The organism is Mesobacillus foraminis (assembly GCF_004340465.1).
GTDB lineage: Bacteria > Bacillota > Bacilli > Bacillales > Cytobacillaceae > Mesobacillus_B > Mesobacillus_B foraminis.
Genome location: NZ_SLVV01000005.1, coordinates 155,887 through 174,871 on the forward strand (window position 1 = coordinate 155,887; position 18,985 = coordinate 174,871).

The following is an 18,985-nucleotide window of genomic DNA, read 5'->3' on the forward strand; positions in this document are numbered from 1 at the left end:
TGCTTAACGAACACGAATACGAATGCGACAAAGGTAGAATTGGTAAGGGATTTACTGGCTTTGTTACTATTCGCTCTAGTGCGTTTGCCCTGTAATGTTATTGCGTATAGTAGAGTGTATGGGCATATGACTAAAAAGTTATCTTGTACTCATAAAATTTCTGAATAATTTTCAAAGTATGACTTTAAAGGGATTTGTACTATAATGTGGAATATATTCTTGAGGTGTTAGTATGAAAAGTAGGATAGGCGAATTAATTGAGGAAAAAGGTTTTATGAAAAAACATATTGCCAAGCAATTAGGAATAACTCCAACTCAGCTTTCAAATTGGATTCACGACAATAATTATCCCCCGTTAAAAAAGGCATTTTTGTTAGCCGACTTATTAGAATGTAAGGTAGATGATCTGTATGAACGTGACATTAAAGATAAGATATAACTCTCCTGCCGGTATCGTAACTCAAGGTGGTACATTTCCACTAAAGAGAAGAAAACCAGAGCAGGTTGCATATGAATGGCTGCAGGAAATAAAACGTGAAGTGAATTATGAAGGATTTGTTCAAGTTACTGTTGATGAAGAAGACATAACAGAAAAAGTAAAATCTCTAGGTTTAAAATAGACCTGTACGAAAATATGTTCTATAATGAAAATTGAATATTTAAACAGGGGTGAGAGGATATGGAAGAAGTAGAAGCACGTTGGAAATCAAATCAAGATGTTAACAATATTCAAGGATTAATTGATTTAGTAACTGATGAATACGGAAATTACTACACACCCTACAAAACAACTAATCAAGGCAGTAAATTAACCGAAGTCGTTTTATGCCATGCTCTTTACGATAATGCTTTTTCTATGGTTTTCTTGCAGGATGAGTGGAAAGAAGTCTACAAGTTCAGTCATTTAGGAGAGCCCCTGGTTGATACACTAAATGCCCATATAGCTAGTTTAAATGAAAGTGGTAGAGTAATTTTCTCTGTTAAAAAACTTATAGAAAACGGAACACAAGTTTCTTTCTATAAGATAACTAGCTACAAAACCCAAAATAAAGGAAAATAACACTAAGCCCTTCCTTGTAGAGAAGGGCTTTTTTATGTACTTATCTACTTTTAAATCTAACGTATTTAGTGTTTGAGGTTATGTATGTACCTGATTTTAATTTGTACATCTTACTTCCATTAACAGTCAAAGTTTCAACCACTGTAAGTACAGTACCTTTATCAACTGTATCTTCTTTTGCATTCCAGTCAGGTTTATTGTAATACCATAACTCATCAACTAATACTGTAACTGTTCCAACTGCATCAGTTTTAGCTTTTTGTTCTTTCAAATTTAAAACCACTCCAATTTGAAGTGGTTCAAGATTCTTACCTTTATTTAATGCTTTCAGTTCATTTACAGTAATACCATTGTCATTTGCAATGCTCCACAATGTATCCCCCGGCTTTATTTTGTAGGTATTTACAGCCGCCTTACTTACCCCTTCAGAAGTCTTTTGAGCAGGTTTTAGAGCGTTATTTACGCATGATTTGAACCTGTTGAACTCTGCTGGTTTATTAACCCAAGGTAAAGGACATGGCTTTCCTGTGACTTGATAGTGCATGTATAAATCATTCTCATCTAATTTGAACTTTTTACATAAATCTGTAACTACTTTAACTGTCCTATTGAATGTATCAGGATGAATTGATCCATCTTTCTCAATGCACATTTCCACAGCAATTGTAGTTAAATTAGCATTTCCACCTTTGTAATACGATGCAGTAGCCTTGAATTTCTCAATTTTACACGAACGGTCATTAGCATGATAAGCAACCTTATCCAGTGGAAGGATTAAAATTGCTTCATCCTTATCAACAAAGATATGTGCTGAAGCATACCTATCTTTAAGGTTATTAAAATATTTCTGATGATTCTTTGCTGTTGCACCGGGATTAGCAGTGTAATGTAGAATGATTCCTTTTACAGACAACAATTTAAAATTAGGATGACTATACGGATTAACCTTTATAATGTCCTCTCTCCAATTAGCCATTACTTACCACCCCTTTATTTATCGACCAAGATTTGTTTAATTTCAGTTACATCTTTAGATAATGAAGAGAATGCCTTAGCTTGTTCTTCAATCACTTGCTGGTTTTTTGTAATTGTTTCTTGATATTGCGCTTCACGTTCTTTGTTGTTTCTCATAGTCGAAAACAATAGCCACACGAACAGAATTGCAAAACCGCCTTCTTTTATAAACATACTTAAAATTTGATCTTCCATTTTTGCACCCACTTTCTTAAGACAAAATAAAAAAGCCCTGAATTATCAGAGCTTTCACTTATTCATTCTTCAATTTTTTCGTTTCATCTAACAAGCTAGGTAATGCTTCATAATTCTCTGCAGTAATAGCATTCTGAATTTCTTTTAACTTCTCAAAGAATGTAACCTTATCAGGATAGAATTCTTGTAAGTTTGCCTGATAAAGCATCACTTGAGTGTGCCACCAATCTTTGTCATTTTTATCACTAGCTAACTGTCTTAATTTAATGTCTAATTGATCCCAATCATCAAATAAATAAACAATCTCAGCTTTATTTACTTTGTCAATTAGATCAGTTCCTTTATAAACATCCCAAGGCATACCTTGAATTGAAACAGTTCTTTCAGTTGGATGATTAACCTTTACAACTTCTTTTGGTTCACTTTCTACAGGAGTACTTTCCACTTCTTCTTTCTTCGTTTCAACCTTCTCAATTTTTTCAACTGGTTTCTTTTCTTGTACACTAGCTTCTTTATCACCTAGACTAAAAAGTACTCCACCAAGTATTGCTGCTCCAGCTACACCAGATATAATTAACTTTTTCAAAGTAATCCCGCCATTTCCTGATTATGTAAATATAGTATAATCCTTTTGGAAATGAATGCAATATTTTTTTAAACTTCTGATAAAACTTCTAACGTAGGTACAACTGGTATGACGGCTTTAACATCAATTCGAGATAAAATTAACTCTCCAAAAGCTACAGTATTAATTTGATTATCATTTAAGAGGTCATTAATCTGAATGGCATCAAAGGTTTCCACTTCTGCATTGTAGACATTTCCACTGTGTGTAATGATTCTTAATTCCATTAATAATTTCCATCTCCTCTACTTTGAATGAAGAACTGAGTTGTAATTTGAGCTGTAATTCTTCCTAGATCATTAGGAGTTATTTCAACTGAATGCCATCCACGAACAACTTTCCCACCACTATCCTGCTTTAGATAAGGAATTAAATTAATATTGTCACCTGAAGTAGATGTATGAGGTACTGTATTCCCATCAACTTTAATTGTAACTGCAGAAGATGTTCTATTTAATTTGTAAATCCCATGCTGTATTTCATGGGTGTGGTCTGGCAGGGTAAAGTCATGTGTATGATCAGGGATGGTGACATCATGAGAGTGATTAGGCGTACTGAAATTGTGCGTATGTGACGGAATTGAGACACTGTGCGTATGGTTCGGAATCGTTACACTATGATTGTGTGTTAATTCATCAGTGATTTCCAGTGCGTGAGTGTGTTCATCATACTCATGATTTGGCAAGTGAGTCGACGTATACATGTAAAATCCAGGACTTGCAGATGTACTTGTTGCTGTTGTACCTCCACCACTACTTGAGGTTTGTGAACTACCTCCACCTGATGCAGTAGAAGTGCTTACTCCTCCACCACTAGAGCTAGAGGCCGTGGTTCCTCCACACCTTTAGTTGTAGTTGAAGTTGCTCCCCCACCTTCTGTTGCTTTACCATATGTTCTAAATTCAGAAGTTTCAAAGCTTAAAAGCAGTTTATTTACCCTAACCATTTCTTCAGGTAAATAAAACCGAATTGTAGCCGGATTATTTTTATCAGCATTATCGTTATAATCATGTGAATCAATATTAGTTGCACCCTGAGCATAAAGATCATTAATTTGTTGTCTTCTTTGCATGTCTGATTGAGTAGCCCCTAAATCATCAGTTTTATTACCTACTTCTAACGAGATATCACCGGGATTACCTATCATATCGGACTTTGAATCTTTCATAATCCTAAGATCAACTGTTTTACCAACACTCGGTACAACTAATCGTACAATTCGACCCATTTTAAATTTATCAATGTCCTCACCAGTGATTGAAGAAAGGTCTGCTGCTGAAACATCCCATGAAACAATAATTTCACGCCATTTGTTCATAAGTGCGACAGCATTTGCTTTGAGTGTAGCAGCATCTTCAAACCGTTTATCTGCCCATATGTATTCCCTAACACCAAACTCAGCAATTGATGCTTTGTCCTCGACATAAGGGATGCCATTATTAACTGATTCAATTGTTAATTGATTATCCCCTTCACCATAACCTAAAGGGTAAATTCGATTGTATATACCCATAGGATCTTCAACAATTTGCAATCCCTTAAGATTTTTACCTTCCCTTATTTCACATGTCACTATATCTTCAGCTATCTCTAAATTTAATGTCCAAGGATAGCTTTTAGTATCCCAAGTCCATTGGTATTGAACGTCAAATGGTTGAGGTATGCTAAAAATAGCCGACAAAAGGTTGTCATTTTCCCATTTGTAAGAAAAATAACGGGTAATTTCAACTTTCCCTAACTTCCAATGCTGCTCTTTTTGTCTGTTCATTAAGTATTGAAGTGATTCCTTAGTAGGTAAATTATCAAGTTGATGGTATTTAAATAAGGAACTATCCAGTAAGGTTGCTAGTACATGTTCACATTCATATGTAATGTTATTATTGCTCTCATCCTTGCTTATGGTTTTAGGGATAATTCGAAAAAGGCCAATATATTCATCATTTGAATCATCAGTGATTTCCACATAATTCAATGGCTTACACTCTGCGTTTTTCTCATCATTTAAAGGCAAAGAAAAAGAGGCTTTCCATAATTCATTGAAAGACCTCTCATAACTTACTCCATATGCATTTTCTAAAATAGCTAAGGGTTTTAATTCCTGATTTAAAATTTTTATCATACAATCACCGTTCCTGAAATGAGTATCCAATCAGAAACAGCTCCATCAGAACCCACTGTCCTGAAAATCCTCTCAGGTGTTGCCCTTGAATTACGTGTGAGTTCTTGATAAACACCTGAATCAGTATCTTTTCCTGAAACAGTAATCCACCATCCTGCTAAACCTTTTCGACTTGATGGAAAGTCACTGAGTGCATCTGCTTCATTTGTGGCTGCATAATACAAACCGGGAACCCTTAAATCTTTAAGTGCAGTAACGCCTGTCGATGTTATTCTATGACACTTCCCATCATCTCTTGTAAGCTTAATATTCTGCGTTCTTTCAGCAGCATAACCTATAAATTTGTCTACTCCAACATTAGACGAAAAGGCAAATAATTTCTGTCTCCTTCGTCCTGTTGCATCGGTTACAACAACACAAAGCAAGGTTTTATATCCTGTATAAGGATCAGTGTAAAGGAATAGTCCTTCAGGTTCTCCAAAATCCTCTTCATATGAATTAGTACCACTTTTACCAACAGGATTCTGAAAAACATCAACTATTTGCTTTTTACTTACGTCAATTTGATACAATGTAAAATCATTAGCTACTTGACCAAATGTTAGATATAGATTATTCCCATCTAAACACATTCCCTGTATTACTTGGTTATTCATTGAAGAAGGGTAATCATACCGATAAAGAACATTTTCTATCCTTGCCTTTACATCTGATAACTTTCGTACTTCAACATAACTTACTGGACTTCCACTAGTGGTATTTGTGTGACGGAAAGCAATTAAACCGTTTTTAGAATCCGTAAAAGGACTCATGTAAATTTTTGAGTTTGGAAACTCAGTAAACTTTTCAACGCTACTGCTGTTTATGTTTATTTCTGTCCCACCACGATAAGGGTATCTTGTTAGATATTGAGTCACCTGATTCCCATTTGAATCAACCTTTAACATATTCGACCAAATGTACATTGTGCCCCCAACACGCTCTAATCCAATTGTTGTACCATGCCCACCAAATCTAACAGTCATACTATCCAAAAGATTTCCGTTTAGTGTTAATCGAGATATTACAAAAGACTCCTCTTTATCACCACTAAATGTGTAAGCTTGAGTTGCGTATATTTCATTGACATTTTCATCAACAGATATTGTTTGGTTAACAGTACCTATTCCTAAATTTAAGTCATATAAATAAACCTGTTGTGCATTAGCCATGTCAAATTCTTTTAGGCCATGGTGATTCATTTTACTACTCTCAAGATAACTAAAATTATCATTAAGTACTTGAGAATTAATTTCTCCACCTACAGCTTTTAATGACATAATTCCACCTCCAAAATAAAAGAGCTCACAACAAGTGAGCTCTTAACTGAATCAGTATATTGTTTTTATTGTTCATTCTGTATCAATTCAATAATTTGTTTCTCTAAGTCTTTAATAGCTTTGGACTTCACTATAATCCCTAAATTTATACCGATATTTGATGTTGTCACCAATCTAGTTGGGGAAGGTATTTCAATAATTTCTCCTACTGTACTCATTGTATAAACAGCTTTATTTATACCCAGGAATATTAGTCTTTCAGAACCAATGTTTACATTACCTTTTCTGTCCATGTAACCATTAGAGTTATGGATAAATACAGGAGAACCACTTGACCCAGGAGTTACTGCCATATCAATAACGCACTCTGGTCTTCCTTCGAAATCTACTCCGGGATGTGTCGCAGTAAAGCCCTTGCGGAATATTGGTAAATTATTTCTGACATCGGACAAACCATTAGGATATCCCACCATTAGAACGTCTTCTACAAACCTTAAATTCTCTAGAACTTCATCACTAGGAATATGACTCATATCAAGACTAGCTTTCTCGAAATCCATTTTATTATCTAATTGGAACTGGAGAATGGGAGTTATCTTTATAGCGCATAGATCTATATCAGGATCACTATGGTAAATTACTTGATTTTGAACATTTGTATAATTTATTTCATGTTTTTCAACAATTTTTTGTGACGAAGAAAAATAATCGTTTAATGAAAATACTAATTTAATACTTCGGACATTTTCCATAACATGTCTATTTGTAATTATTGTGGGTACATAAGTGTTAGCGCTAATATGGAAGTTAAAAAAGAAACCTGTTCCAGATGAATTATTGTCACAATGAATTTTTACAGTTGACTTTGATAATTGATCTAAAATATCCAAAATAATACCACCCTTTTAAAATGAATGGTAATATTTTGATACAGAAAAGTCAATAAAAGAACCCTATACTCTTTACTCTCTATAACCTTATTCCAAACTCAGGCAAGGGGAGAGGAGTAGTCTTCTTTTGTTATTCAATTATTATTTTCCCAAGAAAGACATATCTTATTTGAACTGCTTACTACGCTTTTTTGTCCAAGAACGAAGTTAAGCATCCTTATTTATACTAATATCAGTTTGTAGCTCATTAACAACAAGATTTACACTCGTACACGCCAAATTTACTACATTGCCGCCAGGAAATAATTCATCATCATGAAAGGGTGAATAAATTTCCAAGCTTGATTGAGTGAAAACTCCCTCTTCATGCAGTTTCTTAATTTCTTTATCAGTTAACCGTGTACGGTATAAAGCAAAATCTTTAATGTCAGTATTACTTGAGGTATATGTAGTGGTACCCCTTCCGCCAATTGTAATTTTATCAACAAAGACATTCGGGGAAGCTAATTCTACTTGAAACACTCCATCAATATAAACTCTAAGTTTTTTATCGAAATTGTTGAAAGTTAAGCCTAAACTATGCCATATTCCATCTGCTTTTGTTTTATTGCTGTCGAGGAATGTTTCTACTCCACTCTCATTGCTTCCTGTAAAATTAATCGCTAATCCTCCATGCGCTTGAAAATAAACCCGATTATTTGCATTAACTGATAATATAGTTCCTAAAGTGTTATCAACAGCTTGTCGACGAAATCTTAGAAAGATTGAAAATGTTGTGATGTCAGTAGTTGACATTGGTGTGTAATAAATGGGGGTACCTACAAAATAGGCCCCTATCCGTGCATACCTACGGGTGTTGGGAGATTTCAAGTCAGTAACCTGATTATACCTCACCTTATCAAATAGCGTTGGTGGAATTGCATTACTTAATTCAAGGTGAGTTGCATCGTTATAATGCACCGAGTCAATTAGCATACCAGAAATGACTCTTTTACTAAGATTATCAGTAATCCCTGTCCATCCAACTGTCATTACTCCCATAGCCTTTATTTCCTCAGTCAATTTCAATGCTAGAGAATAAACAAAATCATTATATTGAGTTGTCAACGCTTGAGTAAAAACGATAGGTACAATCCCGTTTTGTCTCGCCATATTAATTAGTTTTATATAATTATCCCGGAATTGCTTATATAGTGCTAGATTCTCTACAGTTGTTTTTGCTGAGGTTATCCCTTCGTTACCAATAGTGAATGCCAATGTTATAAAATCAGGTTTAGCAGGAACCACATCTTTAAAAAAACGGTCTATTCCTAATTGAGTGGTATCCGAACCTTTGCCTCGATTTATAACATCGAATCCTAAAGCGCCTAACTTTATTTTTAAACGCTCTACATAAGAGTTTAATATATCCGTAGGTCCGTATCCGGAAGTTGTAGATGAACCGTAAAACACAATTCTCTTCCTGTAACTCTTCGGTGCAACTAATGCGGTATAACCTTCATTGTCTAAAGTTACAATTGTTTGTTCTTTCGTTGTAGTCCATCGTTGGCCAGTAGTGGTTGAAACAGTTTCTTTCTTCGCAGTTTCCGCCAAAAGCGAATCAACACCATTTAATCTTGCATTAAGATTCACTGCTGTTCCACGTGCTTGAACTACTTCGGGATTGTTTGAACCAGCTTCAGCAACCACTCTATCAAACTCGTCCTTTACTCCATTGGCAGTTGTTTTAGCTTCGCCTGATTGAGTCAAAGCTGTATTTGATTTACTTAAAGCAGAGGTAGCATTTGTCTCTGCTGTACTTGCTTTATTTAATGCTTCATTTGCATTGTCTATTGATGCGTTTATTTTAGGATAAGCTGTAACCAAATTATCCTTTTCAATTAATTTTGGTGCATCTGCCATGTTCACACCTCACTTAAATAAATTTATGCTTCCATTTGTAACTCACTGTACAAGAAGGAGTTCCAGAGCATTCAAATAACAAAGAATTGTCACCTGATTGCAGTAGGAAATCCTCTATTCCTTCAACGTCTGTGAGTTTGTTTTTATCGTTAATTTTCACTGTAAATTTACCAGTATCAACCTTCATTTTTTGATTCTTAATTGTAGGAAGATACAAAGTTTTACCAGTGGTTTGATTTATGATTCTTGGGAAAACTACACTTCCACTAACTTCAACAATGAAGGATGTATCATAGAATGAGTGATTATGTATTCCGCTCAAATGCTTAGTATATGTCCATTTAAAGGAAGAAGGATTTTCGTAATAATTTCCATGAAAAGGTTCCAAGAAGGAAATCGGGTCGCTAAATGTATACATGTCGGAACTTAAGAAAATTTCATTAGGATCATAGGCATAATAGTATCCTGAATCATATCTAGTATTAGTTACAATCCCTTCTTGCTTATAAGTGAAATCTGCATAAGCATAAGGATCGTAAGCTGTTAATGGTAATTCAAATCGACCTATTCTAAACAATCTCTCTGGACTTATTTGCCCTGAAAATCGGACATAATAAAATATTTCAGGCTCATAATCAAAAGTTAATTTAAATGTTCTGGTTTTCCCTTTTGAATCAAATAAAAAAGAAACGAATGTACGAATCCGTTTCTGTAAGGCACTTTTATTTTCTTCGACAAAAGCCAATGGGAAGCTAAATGAACGGACATCTAACTCAGAACCAAAATCCCATGCTCCATCCTTCCCTGGAATAACTAAGGTTTTATCACGAGTTGCAGGAGTAGCATGCTCATGACCAGTTAGTAACCTTAAACCAAAATGATCTAATTTATATCCGTCTAACGTTATCATGGCATTACCACCCCTTTACTACGTGCTGCCATTCTAGAGTAATTGTAAAATTCTTTAGCTATTTTCTTAATGTCTGCTTCTTCACGAACATTAAAGATAGCTCCTTCAAGTAACCTCTCAAAGTTGAAAGTATTTCCACCATTCGGATCTGTTCCATTCATTGTACTAACCCTATTTTCATCAGGAATACTTACACTTCTTGTAGTAAGCTTAGCACCCATTTCAATGTCAGAAACAGAAGGAATACTTGATTTAGCTAAATTCATTGCTGATTTTTCAACCGAGCCTGAATTATCGTCAATACCTTCTGCCAAGCCTAATGGAATCCACTTACCTACTTGATCACGAATCAATCTTGAAGGTGAATGAATACCCAAGAAACTCTTTAATCCATCTGGAATTAGATTTGCTATTGAAGCAACTCTGTCTGCTACAGCACCAGCCATTGAACCGATACCGTTAATCAATCCTTGAATGATGTCTTTACCAATTTGAAGTAGGTCAATATTTTCAAAGAAAGATTCAATATTGTGCCAAATGTCCTCAGCAATACCCTTTATAGCATCCCAAGCACCACGCCAATCCCCTTGTAGAAGTGACATTGCTGCATCAATAAGTCCAAGAATTATATCTAAACCTGTATTGATTATTGTCTTTATTAAGTTCCAAGCAATTTTTACAATTCCCTGAATGATAGGCCACACAATTTGGAAAATACCTTTGATAAATTCCATACCCTGTTGAATCTGTTGCTTTACAGCAGTCATATAAGTGTTAACAATCTCCATAATTTGAGCACCATTTTCAGCCCAAAATTGTTGGAATTTGCCAAAGATTTGTTGAGCAAATGCAACAATGGCATTCCAGATTGGTAATAGTACGCTATTCAGAATGAAATTCCATGCTGTTTGTGTAGCTGATTTTATCATTTCCCATGCAGTAATTAACCCATTTCTGAACCATTCACACCTAGTCCAAAGCAAGTAAAACCCTGCAGCTAATAAAGCTATTACCCCTGCCACTAAAAGAACAGTTCCAAAAACTGACATAAAACCAGTTACCAAAGGCATTACTAATGGTGCTAGTGCTGCCCATGCTGCCGCAAGTCCTCCGAACAGTCCAATACCAATTGCAAGAGGAGATAAAATGAGGATTAGTGCAGGAATCAACATTAAGAAACCTTGTATTAGTTTTGCTAACATTGGATGGGCTTCATTAAATTTAATAATTAAGTTTGCTACAGCAGTTATGAAATCATACACTTTAGACATTACTGCAGCGAACACCTCAACCATTGGCTGAAACGCTTCACGCAAGCTAGATAACATGCCTTCAAATGATTCTGTGTAACCGGGAACTGATTTAGCACCTTCATGTAAAGCACCATAAAAAATTGCTGCCCCAACTGCCGCAACTAAAGCTAAAGACTGAAAACGTAATAAACCCCCATTAATCAATCTCATATGCTCTTGAAGATCCTTCATGTTTGCACCAGTGCCTAGTTGTTTCAATGCTAAATAAGCTGGTGTACCCTTTTTAGCAATTCCATCTAAACCAGCAGAAATTTTCAAAAGACCATTATTCACTCTGTATAGAGGATTATTCATCCTGTCAAAGTTAGCAGCAATTTTATCACTCTGACTACTTCGTGCCATCATTGCCCCAATGCCTTCAATAAAACTCTGCTTCATGAAGTCATTACTTTTGATCATTTCATCATTAATTTTCTTTTGACGTTTACCCATTTCACCAATAGCACTCATAAAATCATCTGTGCTACCCTTGTATGTACTCATACCTTGTGCCATTTTAAAATATCCGTACTCAACCTCTATCAAGTCTTTCTTGAAAGGATCAAGTACGGATTTTGCACTGGTATATGCAGTTTTCATTTCATTTGACATCATGCCCCACTTATCAGAAAAACCTTGAACATTATCGCCCATTTCTTTAGCCATTCCTGATACTGTTGAACCCATGCCTTGCACTGTTTTTTCTGCTTCTTTTGCACCTTGTTCTAAACCACTTGTATCAATTCCAATTTCTACAAGTAAATCTGCTATTGTTTGAGCAGCCAATTAATCCACCCCCATTTCCTTCGACAGTTCATCTAGGACACGTTTACTTTCAAGAGGAGTAGTTTTAACCTTTTCTTTCTTGTCAGGATTATAGAAATCAGTTGGTTTCAATGCCTTCTTAACATGAGGTGCAGTTAGCCAACTCGCAAGGACTGAACATTCCCTCATTCTTAATTCATGCATACCTTTAATTTCATTAATCCTTCTTTCTTCTCGCCACTTCCAGCCGTCATATAAATCAAGAAATTCAGAAGGCGTTAATTCCCATAACTCCTTATGACTTAGATTGAGAGCACCAAAACCAATTTCTTTAATGAAATCCCAATCTAAGCCAATATTTAGTTTTTTGGGTCGTCACCTTTAGCTTTCTTACTTAACAGTTTCATTGCTTTGGATTCTATTAGAGCTTCAAGTGTAGTTTGTTGAACTGTAGTAAAATCAAACTCTTCATTTTCCTCCATTTCTTTTTCAAGCAATTGACCAACATGATGTACCTTTAGTTGCGGATTATTCCAGAGCATACCTGCCCAAAGAATAGTACGAATAAGGTTAAAACCCATTCTCTCTTCATTGATAATTGTCCAGATTCCCTTGTCGTAATATGCTTCAAGGTCTGAAATTGCGTTAAATCCATATTTTAAAATGTGATCTTCACCATTAATCTTCACTTTTTTATACGTTGCCATATCTGACATACTAATAGCCTCCCAAATTCAAATAAAAAGAGCCCAAAATTGGACTCTTAATTTACCATTTAACAATAAAACTTCATTATTCTACTGGTATTTGCAATTGACCCATTCATTAGAGTATTGTGGGTGTTGGCGATATCCTTTTATATTATAGTATATTTCCCCTTTTTTCTTTCCGACTTCATAAATCTCATGAAATTCGCCGCTAGGAAATACATAAATATCATCTTTTGTAACATCTTCAGGTAATTTCCTCATAATAGTATGCGATAACCCAGCATCTATTTCTACCTGGTCATTACAATGTATACAACACCATTGGTCTATTTCCTTTTTGGATAAGTCCTTATTACACGTATTGCAATAATATTCTTCCTTTCCAAAAATGTTAGTACTCATATACCTTGTCATTCTATCCCCCCTCTGAAAAAATTATATCTTCAAAGGAAGGTAAAATAAACCATTTTTGGTTTGTTTTTTAAGGATTAGACTGATTCAATTTTTCCTGTTACACGCAATGTTGCGCTGTAAGTTGATTCACCATCATACGGAGCATCAGTTTCCATTGAGGTAATGATGCAATTTGCCATTTCAGTTGGCTGACCATCCTCTTGAAGACGGGCTTTAATTTTTTCTTTATTACGGAAAGCTGTTTTCAGTGCTGTGTAACCAGTAGCTGTAGGGACATATAGACCATCACATGTAATTTCAGCACTGTAAAGACCTGCTTCAAATTCTTGAGCACCTTCTGAATCTTCTGTAGTAAGATCTAATTCCTCAACACTTTCTGATAAATTCGCATTCCTTTGACCTCCTACTGGAGTCCAAACTGGTGCTACATCAGTGCCTGTGTTTACTTCCAATAAAATTTTTACGTTTTTAGCCATTCATTATCACTCCTATTGCAATATTTTAAATCTAAATCGAATAATCCCATGCTTAGAAATTCCATCAGGATCATCTAGGACTTGCATAAAATCAAGATTAGTAATCTCAACAGAAAAACCACCATCAAGAGATAGTGGGTCAGTCATTGCTTCCAATATTAAACTCATAATTTCCTTAACTTCTTTTTTACCGTCATACTCAGACCAAACATGAAGTGTATGTGTTATTTCCTCACCAAATTCTAATTTCGTTGACCAGTCATTAACTGTATCTTCACCTAATGCTATGTATGGACATGGCTGATTTTTCGGAACTGAATCAAAGACACCAGTAACTTTAGCTTTAATTGCAGAATCATTATTCAATCTTTCAAAAATGCTATCTTGCAATGGAAATAAGGATGTTTTTCTTTTACTCATTTCACATCACCTAAAATGTCAGCAATTTTCCTTAAGTATTCTGGTTTTTCTTCTTCAAAACTTGGAAATAAGAAAGGTTGTGCCGGTGTATTCTTAGTACCATGTTCAACGTGTGGTGCATATTTAACATCACTACCTAAAGTACCAATCTTTGCATTAGTTCCTTCAGAATTTAATTGAACAACAATATTCCTTTTCAAATGCCCACTGTCCACTGGTGCTCTTTGTTTTGCTGATACCTGTATCTTCAAAGCCGTTTCTTTGACAACTTCGCTTAACGCATCCTCTTTTTCAGTTGTATAATCCTGAATGTTTTTAACTAAGTCATTCAAACCTTGAATATTCATTTTAAGTTTCATTTACTCACCACTTTCACACATCAATACCAAAATTTCATTAAGTCCACCTTGATCAATAGGAGGATGAAAAGTTAAAACTTTCCTACCGTATTTAATCCTAAGATTTGAATTAATCGTTTCATCATACTCCATGAAGACTTTATGTGTAATTTTGGATTGGTTTTGTTGAGCAAAATAAAGAGTATTACCAGAGATAGGTTGAACAAAAGCATCAACTGTTTTGACTGTTACCCAATTTAGAACATTCCCACCAGCACCATCAGGAACTTTAGATTGTTTTTCAAATGTTATCGTATGTGGAAACTCAATCATAACAATCGAATCCTTGAATAAGGTTGAAGCAAAGTAAGGATGGAAGGTGGAAAGTCAGTTGTATAGGAATAAGAAACTTCACCAAATGAACGTGAGGAAATACCGGATTTATTCATGTTAAATTCAATCATTTTGACTAGAGCAATTTTTGCTCCGCCTTTGAATACAACTTGCCCATACTCGTCTATAAAACTGTTATTGCAGTAATCTTGTATGTACTCAACAAATAACGGAATAATTGTATCAAGGTAAACATCATGCTTAGTTGTAGTAATTCCTAATAAATCCTTAGCTTCTGAAATAGTTAATACATCAGCCAATTAAATCACCCCTTCTGGGATGGTTTATCAGATTTTTTAGGCTTATCTTTCTTAGTTACCTGTTCAGTTTTAACTTCATCTTTCTTATGCCTTCTGCGTAATAACATTAAAATACCCCCTAAGAAAAACGAAAAGAGAGGTTAATAATAACCCCTCTAATCATTCTTTAATTACTTATTTACAGTCAATTTAACAACTTTGCTATCATCAGCAAGAACAGCAGTGTAATGCTCATCTGCAGAAATAACAGTTGTCTTTGCAAGAATGTCACGATCAGTTTCAACTTGTACATCACGCTTGAGGTAAATGTCCAATGCACCAGCTTTAACAATGAAGTTAGTGTAAGTAGTAGCACCTGCAGGAACTTTACTTGAAGCAACAACCTGGCATCCAGCAAGTTCACCGATAACACCAGTCATGTAAGCATTAGGGACGTTCGCAATGAATTGTGGATCTTTACGCAATGTTCCTTTTTGAAGTGGGTGAACGAAAAGGATCTTAGCTTCATCGTCTTCTTCTGCAAATTTATCAACAGCATCAACAACGTTATTGTAAGAAATAACACTTGCAGCAGTATGAGTTAGTGTAGCATTTCCAAGAGCAGTAACAGCATCATTGTCCACTTTAGCCGCAATAGATTTTAGAAGTTGACCATTTGCTTCACCTACAGGATCACCATATCCAGAAAGAACGGATTCATCAGTAATTTCAACTGCTTTACCAGCCTTCTTAACAGTAGCTTGAGTGCTAGAAGCAGTTAGTACAGTTGTACCCATTGCTACACCTTCTGCCACATCTTCAGCATCTCCAATGTAAGCATATTTAGGAACAGTAATTGTATTTCCCGGTTGTCCTTCAAGAGTAGTATCAATTCTTGCAAGTGGTGCGAATTTAATTTTCTTTGGAAGTTCTGCAGAAATCATATCTGCCATTACCTGTGGATTAATAAGGTTTGCTACTTTAGTTTGTGCCATAATTTTTCAATCTCCTTTTAATATGTTAGTTTTTTGTTAGTTTTTCATATAATTCAGGGTTGTCTTGTTGAAGTTTAACCCTTTCTAAATAACCCATTTTTTGAAACTGTTCTTTTGTGATACCTTGTGGATCTTGACCACCAGCAGGAGGCGTATAAGAACCTTTTAGTCTTTCATCGACTTGTAACTTAACAAATGCCTGCATAGCTTCTTCAAATAAATCTAAATTAGAAACAGTCGATTCCTCATCTTGACCAATAAAGAAATCAAGAATTTGACTAGGAATTTTCTTTTCATTTGCAATGGTAAGGGCTTTATTTTTCAATGACTCCCTAACTTTCTCTGATTCCATCCGTTTGAACATATCTTCAAGTTCCCTGATTCTCTTTTGCTCAGGAGTTTCAGACGGATTACGTTTAGCTAGTTCATCACTAATGATCTTTTCAAGGTTATTTGTTTTCCAAGTCTCAAGTGACTTACTGAAAAACTTATCCTTTTGCGAATCAAACCATTTCTTACCTTCTTCATTTTCACCAACAAACTTAGACACCTCATCAACGCCAAATTGCTTAAAGCCCTGAAGATATGCTTTCACCTCATCATTGATTTCTTTGTTAGCTTCAATAAAATCTTTAATTTCTTTAAATTCCATTTTGTTTTTCCTCCTGTGCCCTTCTAACACCAATCAGCCCTAGAAGTGCAAGATTATTTTTAAAATAAAAAACACCTACAAAATAGGTGCTTAGTTAAATCCTTTATCTTTCATCCATTGGCTATAGTTCGAGTAGTCAATAATCGGTTTAACCCCATCTTCATTTTTGATGTTTTCCCTTTTAACTCTAGGTTTCCATCCATCTACAATGGGAATAATGTCAGACCTGCATTGTACATGTGTTTCTTCTGGAATCTTAGGGTGCTCACCAAATTTATAAAACTGCCCATCATGCTCTCGACAAAAATGACTAGTTTTCTTGTCCAAAGTCGCATCGAACATTACTTCCTTAACTCCTGCTTGTTCATACACTTGATCTTGAGCTTGCCTTGATACCCTAGCTACCTCATTGTTTATTAATCGCCTGGACTCATAAGCAGATACATTGAATGTACGTTGAACCTCTTTAGCCAATTTTCTAGGATCAGTCCCATTTATCATTGCTTGTTCAAAACTGTACCTGACTTGTTTAACTAATTTAGCTTTGTTTTTCCATATCCTATCTGAAAACATATCTTCATGAATTGGAGTATTAACAATTGCACGTAATTCGTTTGCTTTTAGTGGATTTAGTTTAATTGCTTCATCCAATCCTGCTTCTAACAAGAAACCAGTACGATAATATGATTCAGTTGCAGACTGATTTAGAATCTTACTTGTTACCTCAATATCTTTTTTACCAATTACATTGGCTTGTTCCCTTAATGTCTTATCAAGTTGCTTAATCAATTTTCCTCTTTGTTTCAAAGGAACGTTTAATTTCCCATCAACCATATAAGGCATTAATAAGGCAGCAATATCCTTTTGTACTGTATTTAAAGAGGATTTAAACACTTGTAACAGGCCAGTAATATTACCCGTTACCAGTTGTTCAAGTAGTGTTTTAATTAACAGTAGATATTTAAGCAACTGGATCATCTACCTTGATTGCATCTAAGTCTTCTTCATTCCCCATCATGTCTTCACGTTCCTTTAAGAATTTCTTATATTCCATTTGCGGATTCTCAACAAACGGGAACAATGAATAAAGAGTTGTCAGAGCAAAACCATCTTTCAATTTAGAGAAAGCATCTGCCAACATAAGAATGTCAGTAGGTACATTCATTGTAAATTTCTGCTTAATAAAGCGATAATCATAAACAATACCATCACTTACATTAAGGAAATAAAAATAATCTTTAAGCCTTGATTTAATACATTGTTCAAGCATGGTATGTATTGTTGCACACTTATTAGTTAGTGTAATCAAACGTCCTTGTAAGGCTGAACCACTTGTATTACTCTGCATTTTTTCATTTGTATCTATTTGGGATGCTTGTTTATAGATATTTTCCTTAATTTCCTTCAATGTGCTATTTGCGAATTGATCAGGTAGATTTTTAATTATATAGTCTACATCTGAACCTGTATTTAATTGAATAACGCCTTGTTTAATCATTAAAGCAACGTCATCTTCACCTTCAAACTTAGTACCAACCAGTTTAAGTAAAGCCATACGGAAATCAGATAGTTCATTGACCATATTGCTAAGTGTTTCATTATAGGAATCAATCAGTGGTTTTAAATCATCCAACATACTAATACGTTCCAGATTAGCTTCAACAACTTTAACTGGTACAGTTAAGAAAGCATGTTCACTATGACCAAGATTTTTTAGTTTATCTCCTTCTTCAACCTCATAGTGCTGGACTATTTTATTAGGTAAATAAACATCAACCTTTTCCTTGTCTGAAAATTGATTTTCCTTATAAAAGTGCATAGCTAATTGAACAGTTTTATCAACATCATTACCTTCTAAAACAAAGGTGTTGAGTGGTGTTAATACCCCTGCACTAAATACACCATCTTTTAAATACCTTAGTTCATACGCATGACCAAATGTACTAGCTTTAAGCATTAACTTGTGATTATGTACTTTTTCCCATGTAGAGAAATCAGTATCAATACGGTCAATGTATTTACCATTACCAGTTTTATCAATGTAGTTTACTGGATTATTCAAACTGTAAGCTAATTCATCATGTAGGAATTTCTTAAACCAGTTCACAACAATTTTCATATTTGCTCTGCTCTCGGAGAACTTATAGTTCTTTAAGATATCATGTTTTCCTTCATAATAATTCTTATAGACTTGATATTTTGCCTGTTGTTCCCTAAATGCTTTAAGACATTGTTCTAATAAGTCTTGTGTAGCCAAT

The 18,985-nt window shown here is 34.9% G+C and carries 26 protein-coding genes; 3 read left to right on the forward strand and 23 right to left on the reverse strand.

The features are described 5' to 3' along the window. Positions 1–232: 232 nt before the first annotated feature. The 3 genes from EV146_RS09580 to EV146_RS09590 are packed head-to-tail and all read left to right on the forward strand — an operon-like array spanning position 233 to position 1,060. Positions 233–439 (forward strand): helix-turn-helix transcriptional regulator, encoded by a 207-nt coding sequence (locus EV146_RS09580; protein WP_132005211.1) that lies wholly within the window; start codon positions 233–235, stop codon positions 437–439. Continuing rightward, the gene (locus EV146_RS09585; protein ID WP_132005214.1) at positions 411–620 is read left to right on the forward strand and encodes a hypothetical protein; all 210 of its coding nucleotides are present in this window, start codon (positions 411–413) and stop codon (positions 618–620) included. The genes EV146_RS09580 and EV146_RS09585 overlap by 29 nt, the downstream gene beginning before the upstream one ends. 59 nt (positions 621–679) lie before the next feature. Next, the gene (locus tag EV146_RS09590; protein WP_132005217.1) at positions 680–1,060 is read left to right on the forward strand and encodes a hypothetical protein; all 381 of its coding nucleotides are present in this window, start codon (positions 680–682) and stop codon (positions 1,058–1,060) included. Positions 1,061–1,100: 40 nt separating this feature from the next. On the opposite strand, the gene EV146_RS09595 is transcribed toward EV146_RS09590, so the two are convergent. The 23 genes from EV146_RS09595 to EV146_RS09695 form a co-directional block, all read right to left on the reverse strand. Continuing rightward, positions 1,101–2,036, reverse strand: coding sequence for an N-acetylmuramoyl-L-alanine amidase (locus tag EV146_RS09595; protein WP_132005220.1), 936 nt, complete (start codon positions 2,034–2,036; stop codon positions 1,101–1,103). Between the two features lie 14 nt (positions 2,037–2,050). Continuing rightward, the gene (locus EV146_RS09600) at positions 2,051–2,269 is read right to left on the reverse strand and encodes a BhlA/UviB family holin-like peptide (protein WP_132005223.1); all 219 of its coding nucleotides are present in this window, start codon (positions 2,267–2,269) and stop codon (positions 2,051–2,053) included. 58 nt (positions 2,270–2,327) lie between these two features. Further along, a complete protein-coding gene (locus EV146_RS09605) occupies positions 2,328–2,855 on the reverse strand; it encodes a hypothetical protein (protein ID WP_132005226.1) in 528 nt (175 codons plus the stop codon). A gap of 68 nt (positions 2,856–2,923) precedes the next feature. Next, positions 2,924–3,121, reverse strand: coding sequence for a hypothetical protein (locus EV146_RS09610; protein WP_132005229.1), 198 nt, complete (start codon positions 3,119–3,121; stop codon positions 2,924–2,926). Continuing rightward, complete coding sequence (locus EV146_RS27860) at positions 3,121–3,579, reverse strand: hypothetical protein (RefSeq protein WP_241993880.1); 459 nt, start codon at positions 3,577–3,579, stop codon at positions 3,121–3,123. Before EV146_RS27860 ends, EV146_RS09610 begins: the two co-directional genes overlap by 1 nt. A 113-nt stretch (positions 3,580–3,692) precedes the next feature. Then, positions 3,693–5,012 carry a phage tail spike protein gene (locus tag EV146_RS09615; protein ID WP_241993881.1) on the reverse strand — a complete coding sequence of 440 codons (1,320 nt, stop codon included), beginning with the start codon at positions 5,010–5,012 and terminating at the stop codon, positions 3,693–3,695. Then, the gene (locus tag EV146_RS09620) at positions 5,009–6,331 is read right to left on the reverse strand and encodes a phage baseplate protein (RefSeq protein WP_132005232.1); all 1,323 of its coding nucleotides are present in this window, start codon (positions 6,329–6,331) and stop codon (positions 5,009–5,011) included. Before EV146_RS09620 ends, EV146_RS09615 begins: the two co-directional genes overlap by 4 nt. A 65-nt stretch (positions 6,332–6,396) precedes the next feature. Then, positions 6,397–7,221, reverse strand: a complete 825-nt coding sequence (locus EV146_RS09625) for a S1 family peptidase (protein WP_219916280.1) — start codon at positions 7,219–7,221, stop codon at positions 6,397–6,399. 207 nt (positions 7,222–7,428) lie between these two features. Beyond that, a complete protein-coding gene (locus EV146_RS09630; RefSeq protein WP_132005238.1) occupies positions 7,429–9,123 on the reverse strand; it encodes an SGNH/GDSL hydrolase family protein in 1,695 nt (564 codons plus the stop codon). A 13-nt stretch (positions 9,124–9,136) separates the two neighbouring features. After that, complete coding sequence (locus EV146_RS09635; protein WP_132005241.1) at positions 9,137–10,033, reverse strand: distal tail protein Dit; 897 nt, start codon at positions 10,031–10,033, stop codon at positions 9,137–9,139. Next, positions 10,030–12,111, reverse strand: coding sequence for a phage tail protein (locus tag EV146_RS27535; protein WP_181215844.1), 2,082 nt, complete (start codon positions 12,109–12,111; stop codon positions 10,030–10,032). Before EV146_RS27535 ends, EV146_RS09635 begins: the two co-directional genes overlap by 4 nt. After that, positions 12,112–12,294 carry a hypothetical protein gene (locus tag EV146_RS26970; protein ID WP_199232674.1) on the reverse strand — a complete coding sequence of 61 codons (183 nt, stop codon included), beginning with the start codon at positions 12,292–12,294 and terminating at the stop codon, positions 12,112–12,114. Positions 12,295–12,449: 155 nt separating this feature from the next. Continuing rightward, on the reverse strand, positions 12,450–12,806 hold the full coding sequence (locus EV146_RS09645; protein WP_132005244.1) for a hypothetical protein: 357 nt from the start codon (positions 12,804–12,806) through the stop codon (positions 12,450–12,452). Positions 12,807–12,887: 81 nt separating this feature from the next. Then, complete coding sequence (locus EV146_RS09650; protein WP_132005247.1) at positions 12,888–13,214, reverse strand: hypothetical protein; 327 nt, start codon at positions 13,212–13,214, stop codon at positions 12,888–12,890. Between the two features lie 74 nt (positions 13,215–13,288). Next, complete coding sequence (locus tag EV146_RS09655; protein ID WP_132005250.1) at positions 13,289–13,690, reverse strand: phage tail tube protein; 402 nt, start codon at positions 13,688–13,690, stop codon at positions 13,289–13,291. Positions 13,691–13,702: 12 nt separating this feature from the next. Next, positions 13,703–14,110, reverse strand: a complete 408-nt coding sequence (locus EV146_RS09660) for a DUF3168 domain-containing protein (RefSeq protein ID WP_132005253.1) — start codon at positions 14,108–14,110, stop codon at positions 13,703–13,705. Beyond that, positions 14,107–14,469 (reverse strand): HK97-gp10 family putative phage morphogenesis protein, encoded by a 363-nt coding sequence (locus EV146_RS09665; RefSeq protein WP_132005256.1) that lies wholly within the window; start codon positions 14,467–14,469, stop codon positions 14,107–14,109. Before EV146_RS09665 ends, EV146_RS09660 begins: the two co-directional genes overlap by 4 nt. Further along, positions 14,470–14,781 (reverse strand): phage head closure protein, encoded by a 312-nt coding sequence (locus tag EV146_RS09670; protein ID WP_132005259.1) that lies wholly within the window; start codon positions 14,779–14,781, stop codon positions 14,470–14,472. Further along, positions 14,778–15,101: a phage head-tail connector protein gene (locus tag EV146_RS09675; protein ID WP_132005262.1), complete on the reverse strand. Its 324-nt coding sequence runs from the start codon at positions 15,099–15,101 to the stop codon at positions 14,778–14,780. Before EV146_RS09675 ends, EV146_RS09670 begins: the two co-directional genes overlap by 4 nt. A gap of 170 nt (positions 15,102–15,271) precedes the next feature. Then, complete coding sequence (locus tag EV146_RS09680; RefSeq protein WP_132005265.1) at positions 15,272–16,075, reverse strand: N4-gp56 family major capsid protein; 804 nt, start codon at positions 16,073–16,075, stop codon at positions 15,272–15,274. Between the two features lie 25 nt (positions 16,076–16,100). Continuing rightward, positions 16,101–16,727, reverse strand: a complete 627-nt coding sequence (locus tag EV146_RS09685) for a DUF4355 domain-containing protein (RefSeq protein ID WP_132005268.1) — start codon at positions 16,725–16,727, stop codon at positions 16,101–16,103. Between the two features lie 90 nt (positions 16,728–16,817). Further along, on the reverse strand, positions 16,818–17,705 hold the full coding sequence (locus tag EV146_RS09690) for a minor capsid protein (RefSeq protein WP_132005271.1): 888 nt from the start codon (positions 17,703–17,705) through the stop codon (positions 16,818–16,820). Then, complete coding sequence (locus tag EV146_RS09695; RefSeq protein WP_158287068.1) at positions 17,689–18,984, reverse strand: phage portal protein; 1,296 nt, start codon at positions 18,982–18,984, stop codon at positions 17,689–17,691. Before EV146_RS09695 ends, EV146_RS09690 begins: the two co-directional genes overlap by 17 nt. Position 18,985 lies beyond the last annotated feature (1 nt).

Excerpts from the sequence above, each read along its gene's own strand:
- EV146_RS09580 (WP_132005211.1), top strand. The coding sequence starts at position 233 with ATGAAAAGTAGGATAGGCGAATTAATTGAGGAAAAAGGTTTTATGAAA.
- EV146_RS09585 (WP_132005214.1), top strand. The coding sequence starts at position 411 with ATGAACGTGACATTAAAGATAAGATATAACTCTCCTGCCGGTATCGTA.
- EV146_RS09590 (WP_132005217.1), top strand. The coding sequence starts at position 680 with ATGGAAGAAGTAGAAGCACGTTGGAAATCAAATCAAGATGTTAACAAT.
- EV146_RS09595 (WP_132005220.1), bottom strand. The coding sequence starts at position 2,036 with ATGGCTAATTGGAGAGAGGACATTATAAAGGTTAATCCGTATAGTCAT.
- EV146_RS09600 (WP_132005223.1), bottom strand. The coding sequence starts at position 2,269 with ATGGAAGATCAAATTTTAAGTATGTTTATAAAAGAAGGCGGTTTTGCA.
- EV146_RS09610 (WP_132005229.1), bottom strand. The coding sequence starts at position 3,121 with ATGGAATTAAGAATCATTACACACAGTGGAAATGTCTACAATGCAGAA.
- EV146_RS09615 (WP_241993881.1), bottom strand. The coding sequence starts at position 5,012 with ATGATAAAAATTTTAAATCAGGAATTAAAACCCTTAGCTATTTTAGAA.
- EV146_RS09620 (WP_132005232.1), bottom strand. The coding sequence starts at position 6,331 with ATGTCATTAAAAGCTGTAGGTGGAGAAATTAATTCTCAAGTACTTAAT.
- EV146_RS09630 (WP_132005238.1), bottom strand. The coding sequence starts at position 9,123 with ATGGCAGATGCACCAAAATTAATTGAAAAGGATAATTTGGTTACAGCT.
- EV146_RS09635 (WP_132005241.1), bottom strand. The coding sequence starts at position 10,033 with ATGATAACGTTAGACGGATATAAATTAGATCATTTTGGTTTAAGGTTA.
- EV146_RS26970 (WP_199232674.1), bottom strand. The coding sequence starts at position 12,294 with ATGCATGAATTAAGAATGAGGGAATGTTCAGTCCTTGCGAGTTGGCTA.
- EV146_RS09645 (WP_132005244.1), bottom strand. The coding sequence starts at position 12,806 with ATGTCAGATATGGCAACGTATAAAAAAGTGAAGATTAATGGTGAAGAT.
- EV146_RS09650 (WP_132005247.1), bottom strand. The coding sequence starts at position 13,214 with ATGACAAGGTATATGAGTACTAACATTTTTGGAAAGGAAGAATATTAT.
- EV146_RS09655 (WP_132005250.1), bottom strand. The coding sequence starts at position 13,690 with ATGGCTAAAAACGTAAAAATTTTATTGGAAGTAAACACAGGCACTGAT.
- EV146_RS09660 (WP_132005253.1), bottom strand. The coding sequence starts at position 14,110 with ATGAGTAAAAGAAAAACATCCTTATTTCCATTGCAAGATAGCATTTTT.
- EV146_RS09665 (WP_132005256.1), bottom strand. The coding sequence starts at position 14,469 with ATGAAACTTAAAATGAATATTCAAGGTTTGAATGACTTAGTTAAAAAC.
- EV146_RS09670 (WP_132005259.1), bottom strand. The coding sequence starts at position 14,781 with ATGATTGAGTTTCCACATACGATAACATTTGAAAAACAATCTAAAGTT.
- EV146_RS09680 (WP_132005265.1), bottom strand. The coding sequence starts at position 16,075 with ATGGCACAAACTAAAGTAGCAAACCTTATTAATCCACAGGTAATGGCA.
- EV146_RS09685 (WP_132005268.1), bottom strand. The coding sequence starts at position 16,727 with ATGGAATTTAAAGAAATTAAAGATTTTATTGAAGCTAACAAAGAAATC.
- EV146_RS09690 (WP_132005271.1), bottom strand. The coding sequence starts at position 17,705 with ATGATCCAGTTGCTTAAATATCTACTGTTAATTAAAACACTACTTGAA.